This window comes from Streptomyces roseofulvus (assembly GCF_039534915.1).
Taxonomy (GTDB): Bacteria; Actinomycetota; Actinomycetes; order Streptomycetales; family Streptomycetaceae; genus Streptomyces; species Streptomyces roseofulvus.
On sequence record NZ_BAAAWE010000001.1, the window covers coordinates 7617322 to 7640890 of the forward strand.

Here is a 23569-nt window from a genome sequence, read left to right on the forward strand (position 1 = left end):
CCGGTCGGCCGACCGGCCGGAGGAGGAGCGGAGAGGTGGCGGACGCCATGACGGTGGACGTGACGACACGGACGGTATCGGCGGCCCGGGCCGCGGAGGAGCTGGAGCTGAAGCGCGAGGAGTTCCGGCTCGCCGTGCGGATGGGACTGATCAGGACGGGCCCGGCGCCGGATCCCGGTGGCATGCTCCGGGGCCGGGGGAGCGGCCGGGACCGGCCGCCCGAGCGGCGCCCGGTCGAGCGCGCCGAGATCGACCGGCTCAAGGCGGCGCCGGACTTCCCCGCCGGTCTGCGCGAGCGCGTCCGGACGGTCGGCGCGGCGGAGGCGGCGGGGCTCCTCGGCATCACCGCCGGCCGGTTCGGCCGCCTGGCCCGCACGGGCCATCTGAGCCCGGTGCGCTTCTACCTCAACCGCTACCGGACGGTGATCTGGCTGTACGTGGCGGCCGAGGTCACCGCCTTCGGCGAGGACCACCCCGCCCTGCTCTCCGGCCGGATGCCGGCGGCGGTGCGGGAGCGGGAGGCGGCGGGGGAGGACCTGCGGGCCAGGAACTGGCGCACCCGCCACCTGGCGCTGCTGCTGCGCGGCAGCGACGACCCGTGGGCCCGGGCGGCGGCGATCGCCTCGCTGCTCGACCCGGTCCAGATCGCGGAGGTGGTCGACGACCCCTACGAGCGCGCCCATCTGGACCGGCTGCGGCCGGCCCCGCCGCCGGGCTTCCCGGTCTCGGGCGCAGGCCGCGAGGTCGCCGACCGGCTGGTCCGCGCCGACGACCCCGACGAGATCCTGTGGCACCGGATGAGCCTCGCTCTCGCCCTGGACGAGGCCCGTGCCGCCCGGCAGGCGCCCTACCCGGGAGAGCGTGCCCGGCCGGATGCGGAACCGGCACCGGCGGTGCGGGAGCTCGGGGCGCGGGAGTTCGTGGCGCGGGCGCCCGAGGTGCCGGAGGCTCCGGAGCGGCCGACCGTTCGCCCACCCGCTCGGCCACCCGCTCGTCCGTCCGACCGTCCGTGCGGCCGTCCGCGCGGCCGGGTGGCGCGGCCGCCGGGCCGGGCGCCGGGGACCCGGAGGCCGGGGCTTCTGGCGCGGATGCGGCGCTCCTTCCCCGGGCGGCGGGCGTCCGGTGCGGGGTGGGGTGTGCGGCGTGACTGGGCGTGACGACGCCGGTTGCGGGTGCGGCGGTGAGGGTGCCCGGTGACGATGGGGACATGTTGCTGGCCCGTGTCGCGGAGGTCTCCCGGCAGGTCGCCGCCGCCTCGGCGCGGTCGCGGAAGACCGCCCTGCTCGCCGAACTGTTCGCCGAGGCCACCCCCGAGGAGAGCCCGCTCGTCATCGCCTACCTCTCGGGTCGGCTGCCGCAGGGCCGGATCGGCGTCGGCTGGAGCACGCTCAGACAGGTGGTGCCGCCGGCCGTGCCTCCGGCGGCCGAGCCGGCGCTGACACTCGCCGACGTGGACGCGGCGATGGAGGCGCTCGCGGCCGTGGCCGGGCCCGGCTCCCAGGCGGAACGGGCGCGCAGAGTCCACGAGTTGTGCGCGGCGGCGACCGTCGAGGAGCAGGAGCTGCTGGTGCGGCTGCTCTCCGGGGAGGTGCGGCAGGGGGCGCTCGACGCGGTCGCGCTGGAGGGCGTGGCCAAGGCGGCGGACGTGCCGGCCGCGGAGCTGCGGCGGGCCGTGATGCTGGAGGGCTCGCTGCCGCCGGTGGCGCAGGCGGTCCTCGCGGAAGGGCGTACCGCTCTCGACCGGTTCACCTTGCGCGTCGGCCGGGCCGTGCAGCCGATGCTGGCGCACACGGCCGGTTCCGTCACCGAGGCGGTGGCGGCGCTCGGGCCGTGCGCGGTGGAGGAGAAGCTGGACGGCATCAGGATCCAGGTGCATCGCGACGGCGCGGCGGTGCGGGTGCACACCCGCTCCCTCGACGACATCACGGCCCGGCTGCCCGAGGTCGTCGCCGTCGCCCTCGACGTGCCGTCGGAGTCGTTCATCCTCGACGGCGAGCTGATCGCCCTCGACCCCGGCACCGGCCGTCCGGTCGCGTTCCAGTCCATCGCCGGCCGCGTCGGCTCCCCCGCGGACGTCACCGGCGCCCGAGCCGCGCTGCCGCTCACCCCGGTCTTCTTCGACGTCCTCGCCGCGGACGGGGACCCCCTCGTCGACCGCCCCGGCCGCGCCCGGCACGCGGTCCTCGCCCGCCTTCTGCCCGAGGAGCGCAGGGTGCGCCGCGTCGAGGTCGCCGCCCCCGACGATCCCGCCCAGGTGGAGGCGGCCGAGCGGTTCCTCGCCGACACCCTCGCCCGGGGCCATGAGGGCGTGCTGGTGAAGGCGCTCGACGAGCCCTATGTGGCGAGCAAGCGGGGGCGGACCTGGCTCAAGGTGAAGCCCGTCCACACCGTCGACCTCGTCGTCCTCGCCGCCGAACGGGGCCACGGCCGCCGTACCGGCTTTCTGTCGAACCTGCACCTCGGCGCCCGGGCGGAGGGCGGCGGCTTCGTGATGCTCGGCAAGACCTTCAAGGGACTCACCGACGAGATGCTCCGGTGGCAGACCGACCGCCTCCGGGGACTGGCCGTCGAGGACGACGGGTTCACCGTCAGGGTCCGCCCCGAGCTGGTCGTGGAGATCGCCTACGACGGCCTCCAGCGCTCCACCCGCTACCCGGCCGGCATCACCCTCCGCTTCGCCCGCGTGCTGCGGTACCGCCCGGACAAGACCGCCGCCGAGGCCGACACCGTCGAGTCCCTGCTCGCCGCCGGCTGAGTCCGGCGGGCGGGAGCCGTCGACGCGGCGCGGCGGAAGGGGGATGCTGGAAGAGTGGCACGCTGCCACGAGGAGATGAGCGACGTGTACGACTTGCACATCGACACCGACGTCACCGTCCAGCTGAGCGACTGCCGGCAGGAGGACGCGCGGGCCGTGTTCGAGGTCCTCGATCACTACTACCGGCTGGAGGACATGGAGCCCCCGAGCCCGGCGGGCACGGGACCGGCCACCACCGTGTGGATGGCCACGTTCGACACCTCCGGCGGGCAGCGCGAGGAGCCGTCGCGGCCCCCGCGGCTCACCGGCAAGGTCGGCGCCCTGCTGACCGGCGGCTACCACGCCGTCGGCGAGGTCGAGAGGGTGCTCGCGGCCGGCTTCGACATCGAGTCCCTGCAGGCGGTCTCGGGCGACCAGGAGACCGAGGCGCGCCTGCTCCTCGCCTCCCGCTGATCGCTCCGGGGCGAGCCGGCACGGACGGTACGGGACACCCCGGGTGGAGCGGACGGGCCCCGCCCGGGGCTTGGTCGTGCCCGCGGAAGACGACGCTGGTACCCCCCTTCCCGACCCCGGTATACACCGTGTGTAGAGTTCACGGCGGCCATCGGTACACCCGCCCTGACCAGGCGTGGAGATGGCCGCGTCACACACGAAACCGGGGAAAGCGGGTACCACCATGTTCCGATCCAGGCCGGGCCGCCGCGGTGGGAGGACCGCCGTCCTGCTCGCCGCCACGCTCCTCCTCACGCTGAGCGGCTGCGGCGTGGACCCCCTCACCCCACAGGACGCGCGGGCCGAGTCGGGAGACGACGGCAAGGCGGGCGCGACACCCCGGCGGGTCGACTGTGCCCGGGCGAAGTGCATCGCCCTCACCTTCGACGCCGGCCCGGGCGAGGACACCCCGCGCCTCCTCGACGTCCTCAAGAAGGAGCACGTCCCCGCCACCTTCTTCCTCCTCGGCCGCAAGCACGTCGAGCGCTACCCCGAGGTCGTGCGGCGCATCGCGGACGAGGGGCACGAGGTCGCCAACCACACCTGGTCGCACCGGATCCTCACCGACCTGGAGGAGAACGAGGTCCGCGAGGAACTCTCCCGCACCCAGGGCGCCATCGAGAGGATCACCGGCCGCAAGCCCGTCCTCATGCGCCCGCCGCAGGGTCGCACCGACTCCACCGTCGCCGACGTCAGCCGCGAGCTCGGTCTCGCGCAGATTCTCTGGAGCATCACCGCCAAGGACTACTCCACGACCGACTCGGCCCTGATACGGGAACGCGTCCTCACCCAGGCGCACCGGGACGGCGTCATCCTCCTCCACGACATCTACGACGGCACCGTCCCCGCCGTGCCCGGGATCATCGACGAGCTCAAGGAGCGCGGCTACACCTTCGTCACCGTCCCCGAACTCCTCGCCCCCGGCACCGCCCGCGCCGGCGAGGTCTACCGGCCCGAGAAGGACTGAACGCAGGGGCGGGCCCGCCGCCTCGGCGCGGGTGACCCGACTCACACCCTTCACCCCGTACTGCCCGGAACATCGGGAAAAGGTTCGCCGTTCTCCCTTATGTGACGGCGAAGGGGCCCGGTCCCCAGGTCCCCCCCGGAGGTGACCGCCCTTCGCCCGTCACGGCGAACGGCCCCGGCTGGAACCCCCCGTCCAGCCGGGGCCTCGCCATGTCCGGGGAGGCTCGCACGGCGCACGAGGGGCGCGCACAACGGCGCGTTCGACCCGTTCGAGTGAGGCCGCGCATGACCCGTCTCGTCACGGGCAGTGATCGCTCGGGTCGCGGGTGATCATCCTCCGGCCCACCGCCGACCCGGCACCGCGCCATCGTGCGAAGGGGGACCCATGCCGCTCGCCACCACACCGCTCGCCCGCCGGGCCCTGCCGGCCGCGGCCGCGCTGGCCCTGCTCACCGGCTGCGCCTCCGTCCGCTCCGACCAGCCGGGACCGCCCGCCGTACCGTCCGCGCGCGCCGCGCAGGACGCGCTCCTCAAGGCGGCGGAGCGGCGGTTCACCGACGACTGCCTCGCCGCGCGCGGCATCCGGACCACCGCCGAACCGCGCGCCCCCGCCGAGGACCGGGCCCTCCAGGCCGCCCTCTTCGGCACCGGGCCGCGTGAACTCTCCGTGACGCTCGCCACCGGCGCCACGGTCACCGCCCACAGCGACGGCTGCGTCGCCGCCGCCCGCGACCGGCTCTACGGCGACCAGCACCGCTGGTTCCGGGTGCAGGTCGTCGTCGACAACCTCCGGGCCGAGGCCCAGGCCCGCTACCGGGACGACCCCGACCACCGGGCCGCCCTCGCCCGCTGGACCGCCTGCGTCGCACCGGCGGGCCGGCCCCGCCCGGAGCGGCCCGACCCCGAGGACGCCGCCCGCTGCGCGCGGGAGAGCGGCCTCGACGAGACCCGCGCCCGACTGGAGCGCGTCGAGCTGGCCGAGGTGCGCGCCCTGCACCACGACGAGCTCACCACCTACCGGCAGTTGCGCGACCGCGCGCTGCTGCGGGCGGTCCGGCTGCCCGCGTCCACCTCACCACCGAAAGGCGACACACCCTCGTGAAGCGCATCCTGGCCACCACGGCCGCCGCCCTGCTCGCCCTCACCAGCGGCCTCGCCGTCGCCGGCTCCGCCACCGCCGCCGAATGTCCCTCCGGCCACTTCTGCGTCTGGCAGGACGCCAACTTCGGCGGACAGCGGGCCAACTGGAGCGGCGACGACGGCTGGTGGGAGAGCTGGATCTCCGACACCGACTCCTCGTGGGCGAACCACGGCATCTCCGGCCCCGGCATCAAGGACCACGTGCGGGTCTACGAGAGCGCCTGGCAGGGCGGCAGCATGACGATCTGCCTCGCTCCCGGCCAGGAGGTGGGCTACTTCGCCGCGGCCAACGACCGCGGCGACTCCCACATCTGGGCCACCGGCTGCTGACCCCGGCCCCGGCGCGCCCCGGTCACGGGGTGCGCCGGGCCCCCGGGTGCCGCAGCGCCGAGGCCAGCATCAGGCCCGCGCCCCGGACCACGCTGGTCGCCGGATCGTTGGCCAGCCGGACCCGGCCGCGCAGCACCTGCGCGAGCCGCGCCGTCACATCGAGCCGGAGCGCGCCTCCGCCGGTCACCAGCACGCCCCGGCGCAGCGCCCCGCGGACGGCGCCGGTGCCGTCCGCGCGCCACATGTCGCTCACCATGTCGGCGGCGGTCCCCGCCACCGCGTCGGGCAGTCCGCCGTGCGCCGGCAGGTCGTCCACGCCGAGTTCGGCGAGCCGGGCGTCCTGCACCTGGCCGTCGACGACGAGCGTGACCTCGGTCAGCCGGGCGCCGAGGTCCACCACGAGCAGGGGACCCCCGCCGGGCGGCGCCGCGTAGGCGGCCGCGGCCCGGGCGCTGTCGACGGCGATCACCCGGAGGGGGCCGAGTCCGGCGACGGCGCGGCGGGCCGCCTCGCGCTCCGCGGGGGCGGCGAGCACCGGGTGGGTCAGCATCACGACGGTGTCGTGGCTCTCGCCGCCGGGGGCGGAGGCGGCCAGTCGCTTCAGGAGCAGCTGCTGCGAGGGGGTGTCCGCGATCCGGCCGCGCCGGACCGCCGCGCTCGGCACGTCCGCGAAGACGCCCGCGCCCGGGGCCCAGGCCCGCGTGCGCGAGCTGCCGATGTCGAGGGCTATCCCGCGCACCGGCCGTCGCGCGTCCCGGTGGGTGCCACCCGCTCCGTACGATCCCATCGATGTCCGTCCAGGTCCTGTCGGCCCACTGATTACGAGGCCGATCCGCGCCCACACTATGCAGGATCCGCAACGGGAACGCCACGGTGCTTCAGGATCCAAGGATCATGGTCAGGCAGAGGCTCCCAGCCAGAGATCCGGGCCGAAGACCTCGTAGTGGACGTCGGCCGCGGCGACACCGGAGGCCACGAGGTCGCCCCGGACCGACCGCAGGAAGGGGAGCGGGCCGCACAGGTAGGCGCTCGTGCCGGCCGGCAGCTCCAGCGCGGTCACGTCGGCGAGGCCCTCGCGGGCGCCGGACGTGCCCGGCTCCTCGTACCAGAGGTGCAGGCTGCCCTGCGGGAGCCTGCCGACGAGCTCGCGCAGCTCCTCGGCGTGGGCGTGCGTGCCGGGGGAGCGGTCGGCGTGCACGACCACGACCGGGCGGCGGGAGCCGGTGGCGGCGAGGTGGTCGAGCATGGCGAGCATCGGGGTGCTGCCGATGCCGGCGGAGGCGAGCAGCAGCGGAGTGTCGCCCTCGGGCAGCACCAGGTCGCCGAAGGGCGCGGAGACCTCCAGGAGGTCTCCGGCGGCCGCGTGGGCGTGGAGCCGGTGGGAGACCTCGCCGGCCGGGTCGCCGTCGACCCGCTTCACCGTGATGCGCCACGCCGGACGGCCCGGCGCGGAGGAGAGGCTGTACTGGCGGATCTGGTGGGCGCCGTCCGCCAGCGTCACGCGGACGCTCACGTACTGGCCGGGCCGGAAGACGGGGAGCGGGGAGCCGTCCGGGTCGGTGAGGACGAACGAGGCGGTGTCCGGGGTCTCCTCGCGCCGCTCGGCGATCCGCACCGGGCGCCAGACCTGACCGTCCTCGACGCCCGCCTCCTGGTAGAGGCGGCTCTCCAGGGCGATGAGCGCGTTCGCCATCAGCCAGTAGACCTCGTCCCACGCCTGGGCGACCTCGGGGGTGACGGCCTCGCCGAGCACCTCGACGATCGCGGCGAAGAGGTGCTCGTGAACGATCTTGTACTGGTCCGCGGTGACGCCGAGCGAGGCGTGCTTGTGCGCGATGCGGGACAGCAGTGTGTCGGGGCGGGTGTCGGGGTGCTCCAGGAGGGCGACGGCGAAGGCGGCTATGGAGCCGGCCAGCGCCTTGCGCTGGTCGCCGCTGGCCTGGTTGCCCCGGTTGAAGAGGTCGCGCAGCAGCTCGGGGTGGGCGGCGAAGAGCCGCCCGTAGAAGCGCTCGGTGATCTCGTCGAGGGCCCCGCCGACGGCGGGCAGCGTGGCGCGGACGACGGGTACGGCCTGCTCGGACAGCATCGGAACTCTCAATCTGGTAGATGATCTACGTATTTAAATCGACGCGGAGTCCCGGGCGGCGCGAACCGCCCGGGCCGACGGGCGCCGGGTCAGGAAGGGGGGCGCGGAGTGAGGGAGAGCAGCACGGGGCCGGTCGGCGCCCCCACGAGGTCGGCCACCGTGAGCGGGTCGAGCGTGCGGTAGAAGGCGTCCTGCGCCTCCCGCAGCGCGCCCCGCAGCCGGCAGGCCGCCCGCAGCGGGCACGGCGGATCGGCCTCGCAGCCGACGACCTCCTCCTCGCCCTCCAGCGTCCTGGTCAGCCAGCCCACCGAGGAGCGCCGGCCGAAGTCGGTGAGGGCGAGCCCGCCCCCGCGTCCGCGTCGGGCCTCCACCACGCCGAGGTGCTGGAGTCGGGTGACCACCTTCGCCATGTGGGCGTGCGGCACGGCCATCTCCTCCGCCACCACGCGGGTGGTGACGGGCTCGGCGTCGTCGGTGACCGCCAGGCGCATCACGGCGCGCAGGGCCAGGTCGGTGAACTTGGTCAACCTCACGGCATGACCGTACCAAAGACGTATCCCGGACTCGCCTTAAGGGTGCGGAGTCCGGGACACGGGGCCGCCTCGACCGGGCGGGGCGGGGCGGGAGGGGTCAGGAGAGGACCTTGGCCTTCGCCTGCTGGAACTCCTGCTCGGAGATCGCGCCCTTCTCCTTGAGGTCCGCGAGCCGCGCCAGCTCGTCCGTGGCGCTCGGGGTGCCGCCCGCGGCGGCCTGGGTGCCGGCGGTCTGCCGGATGTACTCCTGGAAGCGGGCCTCCGCGTCCTTCGCCTGCTTCACGTCACGCGCGCCCATGCCCTTGCCGCGCGCGATCACGTAGACCAGCACGCCGAGGTAGGGAAGCAGGATGCAGAAGATCAGCCAGCCCGCCTTGCCCCAGCCGCCCAGCTCGTGGTCCCGGAAGATGTCCGTGATGACCTTGAAGAGCAGGAAGAGCCACATGATCCAGAGGAAGAACCACAGCATCGTCCAGAAGACGTTCAGGAGGGGGTAGTCGTCCATTCCTGCACACTCCGATCCGTCGCCCGGCCGGGAGGGCCGTGCGTTGGAGCGAGTCTCACCCGTCCGGCCCGCGCCCGCATGTCGTGGCGGCCCGCCCCGGGCTCCGCGTGCGGGCCGCCCGCCACCGTGTTCGGATGGGAACACCCGTACGCGGACGGCGATCCGCGAGGACGACGAGGGCCGGAGCGCCACGGGCCCGGCGGAGTGGGCCGGCTCCCCCGTCCGGAGGAGCCCCGCCCGCGCCGCCGCGGGCCGCACCGGTGCCGACGGCCCGCCTCAGGACGCGCGCAGCGCCGCGAGCGCGGCCAGCGCACGGTCCGCGTGGGCGCTCATCCGCAGCTCGCTGCGGACGACCTCGCGCACCCGCCGGTCCTGGCCGATGACGAAGGTGACCCGCTTCGTCGGGGCCAGCGAGAAGCCGCGCCGCACGCCGAAGCGCTCGCGGACCGCGCCCTTGGGGTCGGAGAGCAGCGGATAGCCCAGCGAGTGGCGCTCGGTGAACTCCCGCTGCTTCTCCACGTCGTCGCCGCTGACGCCCACGGGCTGCGCGCCCGCCGCGCGGAACTCGGCAGCCAGGTCGCGGAAGTGGCACGCCTCGGCGGTGCAGCCGGGCGTCATCGCCGCCGGGTAGAAGAAGAGGACGACCGGCCCCTCGGCGAGCAGCCCGGAGAGGGAGCGCGGGGTCCCGGTCTCGTCCGGCAGGGTGAAGTCCTCGACGAGATCACCGACGTTCATGCGGTCCGCCCCCTTCGTCGGGCGTCCCGGCCTCCCGGTGTCCGCCCTGGCCGCGCCCGCCGGCCTGCCCGGCGGACTACCCGAGAGTTCTACCGCAACGTAGGAGCCGCCGTCACCCCGCCGCCGCCCCGGCCGGCCGCGATCCGCGCGTCGAGGATCGCCAGCACCCGCTCGCCCCACCGGAGGTTCTCCTCCTCCAGCAACCGGCCGCGCATCAGCGTCAGATACGGCCCGACCCGCTCGGACTCGCGCAGATACGTCTCCTCGTCCCGGTCGCCGAGCAGCCACTGCCGCAGCCGGTCGTACCGGGCGAGCTTCTCCCGGGAGACGTCCATCCGCTGCGCCACGAAGCTCCGCACGGCCTCGGTGTCACCGCCGTCGCACGCCTGCACCTGCACCATCAGCTCGTCGCGGACCGCGGTCGGCCGCGGTGCCACGGAGGTGAAGCCGTCGAGGTCCCGGCGCCCCTCCGGGGTGAGGCTGAACATCCGCTTGTTGGGGCGGCGTTCCTGCTCGACGACCCGCGCGGTGATGAGACCGGCCTCCGACAGGCGGTCGAGCTCGCGGTAGAGCTGCTGGGGGGTGGCGGCCCAGAAATTGGCGACGGACACGTCGAAGATCTTGGCGAGGTCGTATCCGGATGCCTCGCCCTCCAGAAGAGCTGCGAGGACGGCGTGCTTGAGGGACATCCGGACACGCTAGCAGTCCGTTGAATAGTTTCCTCCGCACCTATTCAACGGCCACGGGCCCGCCGGTCCGCGCGGTCCTGCGTGGCACCCGGCCCGGGGCCTGCCTACGCTGGATCACCAGACACCACGGGGAGACGACCGGGGGAGCCGGAGGAGCGAGCAGCGCCATGGACACCGACGCGTACGTCTACACCAGCTACATCAGGACGTCCCCGGACGACCTCTGGAAGGCGCTGACGGAGCCGGAACTGACCCGGCGCTACTGGGGCGTGGCCTTCGAGACGGAGTGGACCCCCGGCGCGGAGATGGTGTGGGACGAGGGCGGCCGGCGGACCGCCGACCCCGAGCAGGTGGTCGTCGAGGCCGTGCCGGGCCGCCGGCTCGCGTACACCTGGCACACCTTCACCCCCGAATGGGCGAAGGCGGTCCGGCTGGACGACGAGGTGTACGGGCTCCTCTCCGGCGAGCGCCGGTCCACCGTCGCCTTCGACCTCGAACCCTCCGGCGACGACATGGTCAAGCTGACCGTCACCCACGGCGGCCTGGAACCGGACGGCATCATGCGGGGGCTCATCGGGGAGGGCTGGCCCGCGATCGTCTCCAGCCTGAAGTCGCTCCTGGAGACCGGCGAAGAGCTTCCGGAACCGCCCCGCTGACCCATTCGAGTCGTCTCCCGGGCCTCTCGCCCGCCACGCCCGCCCCTGTGATCATCGTTTCCTCCTGCCGTCGGTTCTGATGACGTGACCGGTGTCCGTCCGCCGGCCCGCCGTCCGGCCGGCGACGAAAGGGGAGGGTGTCCGACGTGCCGTCACGCCGATACGTACAGGGGTGGGGCGCGCTCTCCCTCGCCGTCGGGGCCGTCCTCGTCACCACGGCCGCGGGCCAGGCCCCGCCGGCGAGCGGCGCGCACGCCGCGAACGTCCCGGAGGCCGCCGTCGTGACGGTCGACGCCTGTGCCGGCGCGGGCGGCCTCTGCCGGGTGCCCCGCACCACCCTGGCCCTGGACGGCCGTGCCGCCGTCACCCTGCCGGCCGCCGCCACCGGCCCCCTCGACCTCGCCCTGCGCACCCCCGGGCGGCTCGCCGACGTGACCGTCACCGACCGCCGCGGGCGCCGGATCGCCGGGCACACCGACACCGGCGGCACCCGCTGGACCAGCGAGGCCGCGCTGCCCGCCGGAGACGCGTACACCGCACGACTCGTCCTGGAGGACACCGGCCCGGCCGGTCTCCGGCGCCGGGTCGTGCGGCTCGCCGTCCGCACCGACAGGGCGCCCGCGGGGGAGCGGCTGACGGTCGCGTTCGGCCCCGGAGACGGCGGCGGAGCCCGTACGTACGGGGTGGGCCAGCCGGTCACCGCGGAGCTGAGCCATCCCGTCCCGGCCGACGCCCCGGCCGCCCGCCGGGTCGTCGAACGCGCCCTGGAGGTGCGCAGCGAGCCGCGCGCGGTGGGCGCCTGGCACTGGGTGGACGCCGACACCCTGCACTACCGGCCGCGCGCCTACTGGCCGGCCGGCGCCACGGTCCGGGTCCGCTCGGCGCTCGCCGGAGCCCGCGTCACCGACCGGCTGTACGGCGGCCCGTCACGGCCCCTCACCTTCAGCACCGGCGCCCGGGTGGAGGCCGTCACCGACGTCGCCGCCCACGAGATGCGGGTCTACCGGGACGGCCGGCTGCTCCGCGTCATCCCCGTCACCACCGGCAAGCGCGGCTTCCGCACCCGGGTCGGCACCAAGGTCGTCCTCGGCAAGGAGCGGACGGTCCGGATGCGCGGCGACTCGATCGGCATCGCCCGCGGCAGCCGCGAGTTCTACGACCTGAAGGTCCGCTGGGCCACCCGGGTGACATGGAGCGGCGAGTACCTGCACGCCGCCCCCTGGTCGGTGGACGCGCAGGGCAGCGCCGACGTGAGCCACGGCTGCACCGGGATGTCCACCGAGGCGGCCCACTGGTTCTACCGCACGGTCCGCGAGGGCGACCTGGTCCGGGTCGTCAACGGGTACGGGGAGACGATGGCGCCGTTCGGCAACGGCTACGGCGACTGGAACCTCGACTGGCCCGGGTGGCTGCGCGGCAGCGCCCTCGGCCCCGCGGCGGTCCGGGCCGCCGCCGGAAGCCCGCTGCGGCCCGGTCTCTGACGGCGGCTCAGCCCCCCGCCCCCGGCGCGGGAGTCCGGCGCCCACGAGCACGCCGAGGGCCCGGTGAACCGTGACAGGGAGTGTGCCGGCGACCCGGCCTCAGTCGTTCACGGCGGTCAGCAGCACCACGGAGTCGTCCACGGCGGTCAGGCCGTGGCGCTCCTTGGGGAGCATCCGCAGCACCCCCGTGGCCAGTTCGTCCGTCCAGCCGGGCGCGGTCAGCCGTACCCGGCCGCTGAGCACCTGGAGGCTGGCCGCCGGGGGAGAGGTGTGCTCGTCCAGGGCCGTACCGGCCTTCAGCGCGATCACGGTCTGCCGCAGCACCCCGTCGTGGAGGACCAGATGGGCGCTGCGCCCGTGCGGCGCGGTGCGGGCGGCGGCCAGGTGCTCGTCGGCGAGGGCGGTGAGGTCCAGGTTCATACCCCCAGCCTCCGCGCCGCGCGCGCGGACGCAACTCGGGCCGCCCTCCGGCTCACCCGGCGGGCAGCAGCGCCCCCCTGAGGTGGTCGTACGCCACGTGCGCGTGGAGCCGGACCCCGGTGACGAGGGTGTCGTCGTCGGCGTAGAAGCGCGGATGGTGGTTGGTGACGAGACCCCGCCCGCCCTCCTCCGGCACCGGCATCCCGTCGGCGTCCAGGACGGCGTCCTGGACGCCGAGCATCACGTACAGCCCGCCGAAGCGCGCGATGAACTCGGAGACGTCGTCGTAGCCGAGGGTCGCCCCGGTCTCGGTGACCCGCTCCGCGCCCGCGACCCGCCGCAGGGTCGGCAGCGCCGCCGTCACCCACGGCTCGGCGTTGTGCACCGGCGGCACCGGCTGGAGGTAGTCCACCTCGGCCGTCGCCCCGTACGCCGCCGCCGAGTGCTCGGCGAGCCGCCGGAGCCGGTCCCGCACCTCGGCCATGTCGGACTCCACGGCGCAGCGGACGGTGCCCCAGAGCGTCACCGTCTCGCCGATGATGTTGAAGCGCCCGACGTCCTCGACGTGCCCGATGGTGACGGTGACCGGGTCGAAGGCCGACACCTGGCGGTACAGCTGCCCGATCCCGGTGAGCACCGCCCCGGCGGCCGGCATCGGGTCGACGCCCTGCCACGGGGTGGAGCCGTGCACCTGCCTGCCGGTGAGGGTGATCCGGACCAGTACGGAGGCCCCGTACTGGTTGCCCACCCGGTAGCCCACGTACCCCTTCGGGTACGGCGTCACGTGCATGCCGAACGCCATCGTCGGCACCGGGTCGACGAAGGCGCCCGCCTCGACCATGGCGAGCGCGCCGCCGGTCTCGTTCACCGGCGGTCCCTCCTCGGCGGGCTGGAAGACGAGGACGACGGTGCCCGGCAGCCGGTCGCGCACCCCGGCGAGGACCGTCGCGGCCCCCATCAGCATCGCCGTGTGGCAGTCGTGGCCGCAGGCGTGGGAGACGGGGAACGGGCCGCCGGGGTAGTCCGCGTCCACCACCCGCGAGGCGAAGTCCTCCCCGCACAGGTCCCTCACCGGCAGCGCGTCGGTGTCCGCGCGCAGGGCCGCCACCCGGCCGTCGCCCCCGGCGGCCGTGCCACGGAGCACGCCGACCACGCCGTGTCCGGCGATCCCCGTGCGGACCTCGTCGAGCCCCAGGGCGCGCAGATGGCCGGCGATCAGCCGGGCCGTGCCCTCCTCCCGGTTGGACAGCTCGGGGTGCCGGTGGAGGTGGCGGCGCCAGGCGATCACCTGCGCGGCGGTCTTCTCGGCCAGCCGGTCGAGCTCGGCGTGGACGGGGTCGGTGTGGACAGGGTCGGTGGGGATGGGCGCGGGTCGGACGGGGTCGGTGGCGGCGGGATCGTGCGTCATGGGCTTCCCTCCGGGGCGGTGTCCGAGGCTCGGTCCGGGACGGGCCGTGGGCCGATGGCCGCATGGTCGCACCGGTGCGCCCCGGCGGCCATGGCACCGGGGGCGTACCCGTGGAGCACGGGTACGCCCCCGGAAGGGTGGAGCGGCCGGGCGGGTCAGCCGGTGAAGACCTCGACGAGGGACCAGATCGCGAGGCCCGCCATGCAGACGCCGCCGACGCGCTGGACGGTCTTGAGCGGGACGCGCTTGGCGATGAAGCGGCCGGCGACCAGGGCCAGCGCCGAGACCGAGGTGAGCGCCAGGAAGGAGCCGACCGCGGTCGACGCGGTGCCGTTGGTGGCGGCGAGGTTGGCGGTGGTGATCTGGGTCAGGTCGCCCCATTCGCTGATGAAGACGGCCATGAACGCGGTCGAGAAGACCGGCCAGAAGCCGGTGACCGTCTTGCCGGCCGTGTCCTCCTCGTCGTCGTCGCCCCCGGCGCGCAGCAGGACGAAGGCGCCGAAGCCGAACATCAGCGCGGAGACGAGCTTGACGATCCAGCCGGGGAGCAGCCCGAGGAGGCTGCCGGCGCCGACGGCGATGGCGACGTGCACCGCGAAGGCCGCGGAGGTGCCGAACCACACGTAGAGGGGACGCATGCGCGTGCCCATGGCGAGCGACGCGAACATCGTCTTGTCGGGAAGCTCGGCGAGGAAGATGAGCCCGAAGGCGGTGACGATCGCCAAGGGGTCGAGGTGCATACCGGCGCTCTCTGCTCGGTCCGGGCCCGTGGCTCCGCACGGCACCTCGGTGGGCGACGGGAGGACCACTCGGCCCGGCATGACGGACCACGCCCACGGAGTGTGGACGCGGTGATGCCTGGCCGAAGGTCTCGCCCGTCCGCGTCGTGCGCGGACCCGGTCACCGGGAACCCGGGGGTTCCAGTGTGTCGACGACCGGTTCGCAGGGCTACTCCCCTTCGCTGTCCCCCAGTGTAGCCGATGGGTCACCCGGCGCGTAGACACTGTCTACGCGCCGTGGTAGACAGTGTCTATGTCTTACCCTGCACCTCAGGATCACCCTGACGCTCCGGTCGACGGTCACGGCGCCGACGCGAGGGCCGCCGCGGACGCCCACGCGACCGCGGGCGATCGCGGCGGGCTGCGCGAACGGCTCGTCAGGGCGGGCGTCGCCCTCGTCGACGCCGAGGGTGCCCAGGCCCTCACCCTCCGCGAGATCGCCCGCCGGGCCGGCGTCTCCCACGGCGCGCCCCGCCGCTGGTTCCCGACCCACCTCGACCTGCTCTCGGCCATCGCCCGCGAGGGATTCGCCGAACTCGCCGCCCGCGTCGCCGAGGCGGACCGCACCGACGCCGGGCCCCGGGCGCGGGCCGAGATCCTCGCCCGCGTCTACCTCGCGTACGCCGCGGAGCGCCGCGGCATGTACGAGCTGATGTTCCGCCACGACCTGCTGGAGAGCGGCCGCCTGGGGCTGCGGGAGACGAGCCTGCCGCTGTTCGCCCGGCTCACCGGCGTCGTCGCCGAACTCCGCCCCGCCGCCGCCACCGGAGTCGATCCCGTCACCGCCGCCGGCGCGCTCTGGGCGAACCTCCACGGCCTCGCCCAGCTCGGCCACTGGGGCAGCCTCGCCCTGGCCACCGGCTCCGACGACCCCGCACCCCTCGTCCGCGCCACCCTCGACGCGCACCTCGGCCCGGCCGGGCCCGCGCGATGAGCGGCGCTCCCGGCGCCCGCCGCCGCACCCTCGCCTGCAGCGTCACCGGGGCCGCCGTCGTCGCCCTCGACGGCACCGTCCTGACGCTCGCCCAGCCCGCCCTCCAGCGCGGCCTGCACGCCGGTGTCGCCCAGGTCCAGTGGACCAGCACCGGCTACCTCGTCGCCGTCGCGAGCCTCCTCGTCCTCGCCGGGCGGCTCGGCGACCGCCACGGCCACCACCGGGTCTTCGCCGCCGGCTCCCTCGGCTTCGCCGCCGCGTCGGCCGCGATCGCGCTGGCCCCCGGCATCGGCGCCGTCGTCCTCCTCCGGATCGTCCAGGGCGCCTGCGGGGCGCTGCTCCAGCCCGCCACCCTCGGCATGCTCCGCACCGCCTACCCGCCGGACCGGCTCACCACCCCCATCGCCGTGCGCACCGGCGCCATCGGGCTCGCCGCCGCGGCCGGCCCGCTCCTCGGCGGCGCCCTGGTCTCCGCGTACGGCTGGCGCTCCGTCTTCCTGCTCGGCGTGCCGCCGACGCTCGCCGTCGGCCTCCTCGCCCTCACCGTCCGCGCCCCCCGTCGCCCCGCGCCCGCACGCGCGCGTGCCGGCGGCGATCCCCTCGGCGCCCTCCTGCTCGCCGGCGCGCTCGGCCTCCTCGTCCACGGGCTCGTCACCCTCCCGCACCCCGGCGCGGCCGGTCGGGCCGCCGTCGCCCTCGCCGGATCGGCGGCCGCCGCCCTCGCCCTCGTCCGCCACGAGCGGCGCGCCCCGCACCCGCTGCTGCCGCCCGCGCTGCTCGCGGGCCGCCCGGTGGCCGCCGGGCTCGGCGCGCTGCTGGCCGCCTCCGCGGCCCTCTCCGGCACCCTCTTCGTCACCACGTACTTCCTCCAGGACGTCCAGCACCTCGACCCGCTGGCCGCCGGCCTCCGCTTCCTGCCGCTCGCCGTCCTGATGGTGCTCGGCGCCGCCTGCTGCCCGCTCCTCCAGCGCCGCCTCGGCCCCCGGGGCGCGGCCCTCACCGGCGGGCTGCTCCTCACCACGGGCGTCCTGGTGCTGGCCCGGCTCGACGCCGACGCCGGAGCCGTGGCGACCGGCGCGGGCGCGGCGCTCCTCGGCGCCGGGTTCGTCACCCTGATGGTCACCGCGACCGCCGCGATCGTCCGGCACGCGCCCGAGGCGCACGCCGGGGTCGCCGGCGGGCTCCAGCAGACCGCGATGAACACCGGACCCGCCCTCGGCTTGGCCCTGGCCGCCCTGCTCCTCGCCCTCGTCCCCGGCGGCGGGTTCGTCCCCGCGCACGGCGCCGCGCTCCCGGCCCTCGCGCTCGTCGCCGCCCTCACCCTGCCGGCCGCCCTCGCCCTCCCCGCGGCGGGATCCGGGGGTCCGGGGCGCGGGACACGCCAGCCCGCCGCACGCCGCTCCCGCCGCCCGTTCTGCGTACGATCATGAAATGCACGCAGCCGGCCCCCGGCCCCGGCCCCGACCCGCCGCCGCGAAGCGGACCCAGTTCAACCTCGGCCGCGCCCTGCCCGTCCTGGTCATGGCCGTGGTCGTCGTCGTGGACCTGGTCACGCCCGACTCGGAGCGCGTCGACCGGCTCCTGTTCACCGTCCCCGCGCTCGCGGCCGCCACCTGGAGCGTGTACGGCACCATCGGCATCGGTGTCGTCGCGATGGCGCTGCGGGCGCTGCTCGTCGTGGGCCGCGGCGAACCCGCCGCGGAGGAGCTCCTCGCCAGCGAGGGCCTCATCCTCAGCATCACCGCCGCCTCTGCCTGGGTGAGCGCGGTCCGCAGCCGCTACGTGCGGGACCTCGCCGAGGTCACCGCCGTCGCCGACGTCGTGCAGCGGGTCGTGCTCCGCCCGCTCCCGCCCCGCCTCGGCCCCGTCGACCTCCACCTGCTGTACGTCGCCGCCGCGGCCAAGGCCCGGATCGGCGGCGACTTCTACGAGGCCGTGCAGATCCCCGGCGCCGTACGGATCATGCTCGGCGACGTCCAGGGCAAGGGCCTCGGGGCCGTCGAGACCGCCTCCGTCCTCCTCGGTGCCTTCCGCTCCACCGCCTACGACGCCCCCGACCTCCCCGCCCTCGCCGACCGGCTCGACGAGGGCCTGGCCCGCTACGCCGCCTGGGACCCCGACTCGGACGCCGCCGAACGCTTCGCCACCGTCGTCCTCGTCGAACTCCCCGACGGCGGCGACACCGGCCGCCTCCTCAACTGCGGCCACCCCGCCCCGCTCCTCCAGCACGGCTCCCGCATCGCCACGATCGAGGTCGCCGAGCCCTCGCTGCCCCTCAACCTGGCCGGCCTCGCCGACTCCCGCCACCACGTGGAGGAGTTCCCCCTCGGACCCGGGGACCGGTTGCTGCTGTACACCGATGGCGTCAGCGAGACCCGCGACCGCGACGGCGTCTTCTACCCGCTGGAGGAGCGCGCCCGCCTCTGGTCCGACGCCCCCTCCGACCGGATCCCCGAACTGCTCCACCAGGACCTCGCCGCCTACGGCGCCGACGGACTGGACGACGACGTCGCCGCCCTGGTGATCGCCCGCACCGGAGGGGCCGCGGCACCGGCGGCAGGCCCCCGCTGACCGCGTCCGGAACGGTTCCGTCCGCTCCCAAACGTCGACTTCGAGGCGGCCTGGGTCGTTACCGCCCCGTTGCGTGATCCATGCGCCCTTCGTGCGCTCTGGCCGCTCCCTTCCCGATACGTGAGGCTTGCGTGCGTCCGCATGACGGACGGTCACACCCCAGTCGAGAGGAACGGGTGCACGTGCCCCAGCCCCACGCCACCACCGACGGCTCGTCCGAGGAGTTCCCGGGATTCCCCGGGCTCAGGACCACCCTCACCGAGGCCGACACGGAACGCGTCGCGGCCGACGGCCTCTGGGCCTCCGGCGGCACGGTCCACCCGGAGGCCGTCCGGTTCGGCCAGACCGTCGTCACCGCCCTCCTCGCCGACGGGCCGCTCCCCGAGGGACAGCTGCCCGGGGCGCTCGCCGAGCGGATCGACCTGGTGCGCGGCCTCGCCCTGCCCGGGTACCACCGCGTCGAGACCTCCGACGGCCACCGCCTCTCCGCCTTCAGCCTCCGGCAGCTGGCCCCCGGTCCGCACCCCCTCGTCGTCGTCCCCTCCGGCTGGACCCCCTTCGGCTGGGGCCTGTTCCCCGGCGCCTATCTCGCCCTGGCCCTGCGCGGCCACCACGTCCTCGCCTACACCCCGCGCGGCCTCGGCATCCCCGGCCTCCCCACCACCTCGGAGGGGTACGTCGACGTGGCCGGTCCGCTCGACGTGGCCGACGGCTCGACCCTCGTCGACTTCGGCGTCGAACGCTTCGCCCCCTCCGCCATCGGCTTCCTGGGCGAGTCCTACGGCTCCGGCATCAGCCAGCTCGTCGCCGCCCACGACGAACGCGTCGCCGCCGTCGTCGCCCTCAGCACCTGGGGCGACCTCGCCGCCAGCCTCTACGAGAACCGCACCCGCCACCTCGCCGCGGTGAAGGCGCTCATCGGCTTCACCGGCGGACCCGTGGAGGAGAAGTTCGACGACGAGAACCGGCGGATCCTCGACGACTTCCTCAACGACCGGAACCTCGACGCCGTCGTCCGCTGGGGCGAGCGGCGCTCACCGCGGACGTACGCGGACCTCACCGACGACCACGGCACCCCCACCTTCTACTCGCACACCTGGCACGAGAGCCTCTTCGCGGTCAACCAGACCGTCGACACCTTCGACCGGCTCCGCGTCCCCAAGCGGCTCAACCTCTGGATCGGCGACCACGCCGCCCCCGAGGGCGCCGGACTGCTCGGCACCTCGCCCGGCACGCCCGACCCGGTGCTCGACGAGGCGTACGCCTGGCTCGACCACCACCTGAAGGGCGAGCGGAACGGCGTGGAGGACTGGGACGAGGTCTGCGGCCAGGTGATGTTCACCTACGTCACCGAGCCCGCCCTCGACCCGGTCACCGGCCGTCCTACCGGCGCCCGGCGGATCGTCGAACCGGCCGTCCGCGAGTCCCGTCCCACCTGGGGCGACGTCACCGTCGGCCACGAGGTCCTGGGCCTCACCGGCGAGGGTGCGGGCGGCACCGACGGCCGGCTCGTCCCGGCGGACGCGGACGCGGAGACCACCGGCTGGCGCCGCACCTTCCTCGCCGGCGTCGACACCGAGGCCACCGCGATGGGCGAACTGCTCCGCACCGGCCAGGCCGAGTGGAAGGGCGACCCCAAGACCTACGACACCCACAAGATCGACCGGCGGCACGCCCTCGCCTGGACCACCGAACCCCTCGTCCCGGCCGACGGCGGCCCCGTCGGCCGGCGTGTCCGCGGCATCCCCCGGCTCCGCCTCACGGTCCGCTCCACCGTCACCACGGCCGGGCTCGTCGCCCATCTCTTCGACGTGGCGGAGGACGGCACGGCGCACATCATCACCCACGAGCCGCTGAACGCCTACGACCTGACGGCCGACCAGGACACCACCGTCACGTGGAACCTCCAGGCCGCCGCGTACGACGTCCCCGCCGGCCACCGTCTGATGCTCGTCGTCGACAGCAAGGACCCGCTGTACGGGGACGCCTCCGTCACCTGGACGCAGACCGAGCTGGGCTCGCCGCCCGGGGCCGCGTCCTTCCTGGAACTGCCCCTCGGCTGAGCCGGACCGGGCCGCGCCCGAGTCGGGGGAGGCCGCGCCGGCCGGGCGCGGCTCCGGTCAGGCGCGGTACCCCGGGACGTGCGCCGCCGCCCAGTCGGCCAGCTCGCGCGAGCAGGCGGCGACCGAGTCGCGCCAGGTGCGGTCGGCGCCTTCGCCGGCCTCGTCGCTCACGTGCTTCACGATCCGCAGCGGCACCCCGGCCCGTTCCGCGGCGGCGGCCAGGGCGTAGCCCTCCATGTCGACCAGCGGCGCCCGCTCGGCGAGCCGCGCACGGGCGGCCTCGTCGGAGATGAACGCGTCCCCGGTGGCGAGCACCACGTCGCCGCCGTCGGGGAGCGCGATCGGAGCCCCGTACGTCTCACCGGTCAGCGTCGCCAGGAGTTCGCCGTCCAGGTCGTGCTGGAGGACCGTGCCGACGACGTGCGTGCCCGTCCACTCGGGGCGCAGGGCGCCGGCGGTGCCGAGGTTGACGACGCCCGAGGGCCGCGGGCCGCGGGCCAGGACCGTGGCGAGCGCGGTCGCCGCGTTCACCTTGCCCATCCCGGTGAGGAGCACGGGCAGGGAGGTGTCGAAGAACTGCGCCTCCTCCTTGACGGCGAGGACGAGCAGCGGACGGTCGGGGGTGATGTCTCCCAGGAGTTCCATGGACCCCACGCTAATTCCCCGCCCCGGGACCGTACAGCCAGGGCCGGGGAGGCCGGTCCCGGGGGCGGTCGCGCGTCAGACCGGGAGCAGGCGTCCGACGAGCTCGCCGAGCCGGCGGGCGTTGCGGCAGGGCCACATGTCGACCAGCTCCGCGTAGAGCGGGGCCACCGAGTCGCCCGTGCCCCACAGGGCCTGCTGCTCGGGGTTGAGCCAGTGCACCCGTCGGGCGCGCTCCGCGATCAGCCGCAGGGGCTCCGTCCGGGGGTCGGCCTGGTTGGTGCGGGCGTCGCCGAGGACGAAGACGACCGTGCGGGGGCCGAGCGCGTCCGCGTACCGCTCGACGAACTCGTCCAGCGCCGTCCCGTAGTCGCTCTGGCCGTGCCAACCGGTCAGCCGGGCCTCCGCGAGGATCCGTTCGCCGAGCCCCGCCGGGTCCGCCGCACCCCGCGCGAGGAGGCCGGTGACCTCGTCGACCCGGTTGACGAAGGCGAAGACCCGGACCCGGCTGAACTGGTCGTGCAGGGCCTGCACCAGCGACATCGTGAACTGCGCGAAGCCGGCCACCGACCCGGAGACGTCGCACAGCAGCACCAGCTCCGGGCGGCCGGGGCGGCGCCGGCGCAGTACCGGCCGCACCGGGACGCCGCCGGTGGACAGCGAGGCCCTGAGGGTCCTGCGCAGATCGATCTCGCCGCGCGCGGCCCGGCGCCTGCGGGCCGCGAGCCGGGTGGCCAGCTTCCGCGCCAGCGGCCGCACCGTGCGGCGCAGCTCGTCCAGCTGCTCGCGGCCGGCCAGCAGGAAGTCCACCCGGTCCGCCGTCCCGGCCACGGCCCGCCGGGCCACCTCGTCGCGGCCCTGCCGGTCGGCGACCCGCCGCCGTGCCTCGGTCCGCACTCGCTCGCGGAAGCCCTCGATCGCCCGCCGGATCTCGTCGTCGAGCAGCCGGTCGGCGAAGTCCGGCTCGCCGCCGTCCGCGGTGCGAGCCGCGCGCACCCGGGCCAGCAGGGTCTCGGGGCGGAGCCGGGAGAGCGTCTGGTACGAGGACCAGCCGTCGGTCCCGGGCCCGGAGCCGTAGCCGCCGAATCCGGCGACCGCCTCGGCCGCCAGCCGGTCCAGGAGGGCGGTGTCGCCGACGGCGAGCGCCTCCGCGATCCGCGTCCGCAGCCCGGCCAGGCTGGCGGCGTCACCCGGCTCCTGTGCGGGCTGCCCGGGGTCGGTGACGAGCGCGGGGAAGTACAGGTCGAAGACCCGGTCGAAGACGGGGCGCTGCCGCTCGCCGTGCAGCAGGGTCGCGGCGAGGGCCTCCCGCATCCGCTCCCGGTCGGCGAACCCGACCGCTTCGAGGGCGAGCCCGGCGTCGACGGTCTCGCCGGTGCCGATCCCGAAGCCGTGGTCGCGCAGCGCCGCCACCAGCCCGGTCAGCCGTGCGACGGGCCCGTCGGAGGCCGCCGGGGCGGCGCCGTCGGCGTTCACACCGCGTCCAGGTCGAGCTTGGCCCCGGCCCGCACGATGTCGTCCTGGTGCTTGAGCAGGACGCCGAGGGTCTCCCGGACCACCCGCTCGTCCAGCCGCTCCGCGCCGAGCGCGAGCAGCGTCCGCGCCCAGTCGATCGTCTCCGAGACCGAGGGGACCTTCCGCAGGTCCATGGCGCGCAGCGCCCCCACGGTCCGGACGACCGAGGCGGCGAGGGCCGCGTCGAGGCCGGGGACCTTGAGCGTGACGATCCGGCGCTCCAGCTCCTCCTCCGGGAAGCCGATGTGCAGGAAGAGGCAGCGCCGCCGCAGCGCCTCGGACAGCTCGCGGCTCGCGTTGGAGGTGAGGACGGTGAAGGGGCGCCGGGCGGCCGTGAGGGTGCCGAGCTCGGGCACGGTGACCTGGAAGTCGCCGAGCACCTCCAGGAGCAGGCCCTCCACCTCGACGTCGGCCTTGTCGGTCTCGTCGACCAGCAGCACGGTCGGCTCCTCGGACCGGATCGCCGTCAGCAGCGGCCGGGCCAGCAGGAACTCCTCGCTGAAGATGTCGGTGCGGGTCTCGTCCCAGGACTCGCCGCGCCCGGCCGTGATCCGCAGCAGCTGCTTGGCGTGGTTCCACTCGTACAGCGCCCGGGACTCGTCGACGCCCTCGTAGCACTGGAGCCGGACGAGCCGGGCGCCGGTCGCCTCGGTGACGGCCTTGGCCAGCTGCGTCTTGCCGACGCCCGCGGGGCCCTCGACGAGGAGCGGCTTGCCCAGCCGGTCGGCGAGGAAGACCGTGGTCGCGATGGCGGGGGAGGCCAGATATCCGGTCGCGGCGAGCCGCTCGGCGACCTCGTCGACGGAGCCGAAGAACCCGTTCGTCATGGCAGTCCCCCCAGGGAGCGAAGTGTCGTACCGGCCGGTAGC

General features: G+C 75.3%; 24 protein-coding genes. 12 read left to right on the forward strand and 12 right to left on the reverse strand.

The annotated features are described in order from the left end of the window. Positions 1–35 precede the first annotated feature (35 nt). The 6 genes from ABFY03_RS35080 to ABFY03_RS35105 all read left to right on the forward strand — a co-directional run bounded on the left by ABFY03_RS35080 (position 36) and on the right by ABFY03_RS35105 (position 5683). Positions 36–1157, forward strand: coding sequence for a DUF6397 family protein (locus tag ABFY03_RS35080; RefSeq protein WP_346171876.1), 1122 nt, complete (start codon positions 36–38; stop codon positions 1155–1157). A gap of 50 nt (positions 1158–1207) precedes the next feature. Next, positions 1208–2755 (forward strand): ATP-dependent DNA ligase, encoded by a 1548-nt coding sequence (locus ABFY03_RS35085; RefSeq protein ID WP_346171877.1) that lies wholly within the window; start codon positions 1208–1210, stop codon positions 2753–2755. Between the two features lie 75 nt (positions 2756–2830). Next, positions 2831–3208, forward strand: coding sequence for a hypothetical protein (locus tag ABFY03_RS35090; RefSeq protein ID WP_319012296.1), 378 nt, complete (start codon positions 2831–2833; stop codon positions 3206–3208). A gap of 223 nt (positions 3209–3431) precedes the next feature. Further along, positions 3432–4214 carry a polysaccharide deacetylase family protein gene (locus ABFY03_RS35095; RefSeq protein ID WP_346171878.1) on the forward strand — a complete coding sequence of 261 codons (783 nt, stop codon included), beginning with the start codon at positions 3432–3434 and terminating at the stop codon, positions 4212–4214. A gap of 384 nt (positions 4215–4598) precedes the next feature. Beyond that, positions 4599–5315, forward strand: a complete 717-nt coding sequence (locus ABFY03_RS35100) for a hypothetical protein (RefSeq protein ID WP_346171879.1) — start codon at positions 4599–4601, stop codon at positions 5313–5315. After that, on the forward strand, positions 5312–5683 hold the full coding sequence (locus ABFY03_RS35105; protein ID WP_319012253.1) for a peptidase inhibitor family I36 protein: 372 nt from the start codon (positions 5312–5314) through the stop codon (positions 5681–5683). The genes ABFY03_RS35100 and ABFY03_RS35105 overlap by 4 nt, the downstream gene beginning before the upstream one ends. A gap of 22 nt (positions 5684–5705) precedes the next feature. On the opposite strand, the gene ABFY03_RS35110 is transcribed toward ABFY03_RS35105, so the two are convergent. The 6 genes from ABFY03_RS35110 to ABFY03_RS35135 form a co-directional block, all read right to left on the reverse strand. Further along, positions 5706–6470, reverse strand: coding sequence for a rod shape-determining protein MreC (locus ABFY03_RS35110; protein WP_319012254.1), 765 nt, complete (start codon positions 6468–6470; stop codon positions 5706–5708). A gap of 111 nt (positions 6471–6581) precedes the next feature. Then, on the reverse strand, positions 6582–7769 hold the full coding sequence (locus tag ABFY03_RS35115) for a globin domain-containing protein (RefSeq protein WP_319012255.1): 1188 nt from the start codon (positions 7767–7769) through the stop codon (positions 6582–6584). Positions 7770–7858: 89 nt separating this feature from the next. After that, on the reverse strand, positions 7859–8302 hold the full coding sequence (locus ABFY03_RS35120) for an RrF2 family transcriptional regulator (RefSeq protein ID WP_319012256.1): 444 nt from the start codon (positions 8300–8302) through the stop codon (positions 7859–7861). Positions 8303–8399: 97 nt separating this feature from the next. Further along, the gene (locus tag ABFY03_RS35125) at positions 8400–8807 is read right to left on the reverse strand and encodes an SHOCT domain-containing protein (protein WP_319012257.1); all 408 of its coding nucleotides are present in this window, start codon (positions 8805–8807) and stop codon (positions 8400–8402) included. 276 nt (positions 8808–9083) lie between these two features. Continuing rightward, positions 9084–9542 (reverse strand): peroxiredoxin, encoded by a 459-nt coding sequence (locus ABFY03_RS35130; RefSeq protein WP_346171880.1) that lies wholly within the window; start codon positions 9540–9542, stop codon positions 9084–9086. Positions 9543–9631: 89 nt separating this feature from the next. After that, complete coding sequence (locus tag ABFY03_RS35135) at positions 9632–10231, reverse strand: PadR family transcriptional regulator (RefSeq protein ID WP_319012259.1); 600 nt, start codon at positions 10229–10231, stop codon at positions 9632–9634. Positions 10232–10398: 167 nt separating this feature from the next. On the opposite strand from ABFY03_RS35135, the gene ABFY03_RS35140 reads away from it, so the two are divergent. Together ABFY03_RS35140 and ABFY03_RS35145 are read left to right on the forward strand one after the other, a co-directional pair. Then, a complete protein-coding gene (locus ABFY03_RS35140) occupies positions 10399–10887 on the forward strand; it encodes an SRPBCC family protein (RefSeq protein ID WP_319012260.1) in 489 nt (162 codons plus the stop codon). A gap of 146 nt (positions 10888–11033) precedes the next feature. Further along, complete coding sequence (locus tag ABFY03_RS35145; RefSeq protein WP_346171881.1) at positions 11034–12368, forward strand: L,D-transpeptidase; 1335 nt, start codon at positions 11034–11036, stop codon at positions 12366–12368. A 99-nt stretch (positions 12369–12467) separates the two neighbouring features. Here ABFY03_RS35145 and ABFY03_RS35150 read toward each other — a convergent pair whose 3' ends face one another. The 3 genes from ABFY03_RS35150 to ABFY03_RS35160 all read right to left on the reverse strand — a co-directional run bounded on the left by ABFY03_RS35150 (position 12468) and on the right by ABFY03_RS35160 (position 14936). Next, complete coding sequence (locus ABFY03_RS35150) at positions 12468–12788, reverse strand: cupin domain-containing protein (RefSeq protein ID WP_319012262.1); 321 nt, start codon at positions 12786–12788, stop codon at positions 12468–12470. 52 nt (positions 12789–12840) lie between these two features. Next, positions 12841–14196: a M20 metallopeptidase family protein gene (locus ABFY03_RS35155; RefSeq protein ID WP_346171882.1), complete on the reverse strand. Its 1356-nt coding sequence runs from the start codon at positions 14194–14196 to the stop codon at positions 12841–12843. Positions 14197–14351: 155 nt separating this feature from the next. Beyond that, positions 14352–14936 (reverse strand): TMEM165/GDT1 family protein, encoded by a 585-nt coding sequence (locus ABFY03_RS35160; protein ID WP_319012264.1) that lies wholly within the window; start codon positions 14934–14936, stop codon positions 14352–14354. Positions 14937–15228: 292 nt separating this feature from the next. On the opposite strand from ABFY03_RS35160, the gene ABFY03_RS35165 reads away from it, so the two are divergent. From ABFY03_RS35165 to ABFY03_RS35180, 4 genes are all read left to right on the forward strand, one after another. Further along, the gene (locus tag ABFY03_RS35165; RefSeq protein WP_346171883.1) at positions 15229–15909 is read left to right on the forward strand and encodes a TetR/AcrR family transcriptional regulator; all 681 of its coding nucleotides are present in this window, start codon (positions 15229–15231) and stop codon (positions 15907–15909) included. Next, positions 15906–17339, forward strand: a complete 1434-nt coding sequence (locus tag ABFY03_RS35170) for an MFS transporter (protein WP_346171884.1) — start codon at positions 15906–15908, stop codon at positions 17337–17339. The genes ABFY03_RS35165 and ABFY03_RS35170 overlap by 4 nt, the downstream gene beginning before the upstream one ends. Before the next feature lies 1 nt (position 17340). Next, positions 17341–18480 (forward strand): PP2C family protein-serine/threonine phosphatase, encoded by a 1140-nt coding sequence (locus ABFY03_RS35175; RefSeq protein WP_346171885.1) that lies wholly within the window; start codon positions 17341–17343, stop codon positions 18478–18480. Between the two features lie 182 nt (positions 18481–18662). Then, positions 18663–20543 (forward strand): CocE/NonD family hydrolase C-terminal non-catalytic domain-containing protein, encoded by a 1881-nt coding sequence (locus tag ABFY03_RS35180; RefSeq protein ID WP_346171886.1) that lies wholly within the window; start codon positions 18663–18665, stop codon positions 20541–20543. A gap of 57 nt (positions 20544–20600) precedes the next feature. Here ABFY03_RS35180 and ABFY03_RS35185 read toward each other — a convergent pair whose 3' ends face one another. The 3 genes from ABFY03_RS35185 to ABFY03_RS35195 all read right to left on the reverse strand — a co-directional run bounded on the left by ABFY03_RS35185 (position 20601) and on the right by ABFY03_RS35195 (position 23527). Then, complete coding sequence (locus ABFY03_RS35185) at positions 20601–21188, reverse strand: nucleosidase (protein WP_346171887.1); 588 nt, start codon at positions 21186–21188, stop codon at positions 20601–20603. 75 nt (positions 21189–21263) lie between these two features. Then, entirely contained in the window at positions 21264–22661 is a 1398-nt protein-coding gene (locus ABFY03_RS35190; RefSeq protein ID WP_346171888.1) for a VWA domain-containing protein, read from the reverse strand. Further along, positions 22658–23527: an AAA family ATPase gene (locus tag ABFY03_RS35195; protein ID WP_319012271.1), complete on the reverse strand. Its 870-nt coding sequence runs from the start codon at positions 23525–23527 to the stop codon at positions 22658–22660. The genes ABFY03_RS35190 and ABFY03_RS35195 overlap by 4 nt, the downstream gene beginning before the upstream one ends. Positions 23528–23569 lie beyond the last annotated feature (42 nt).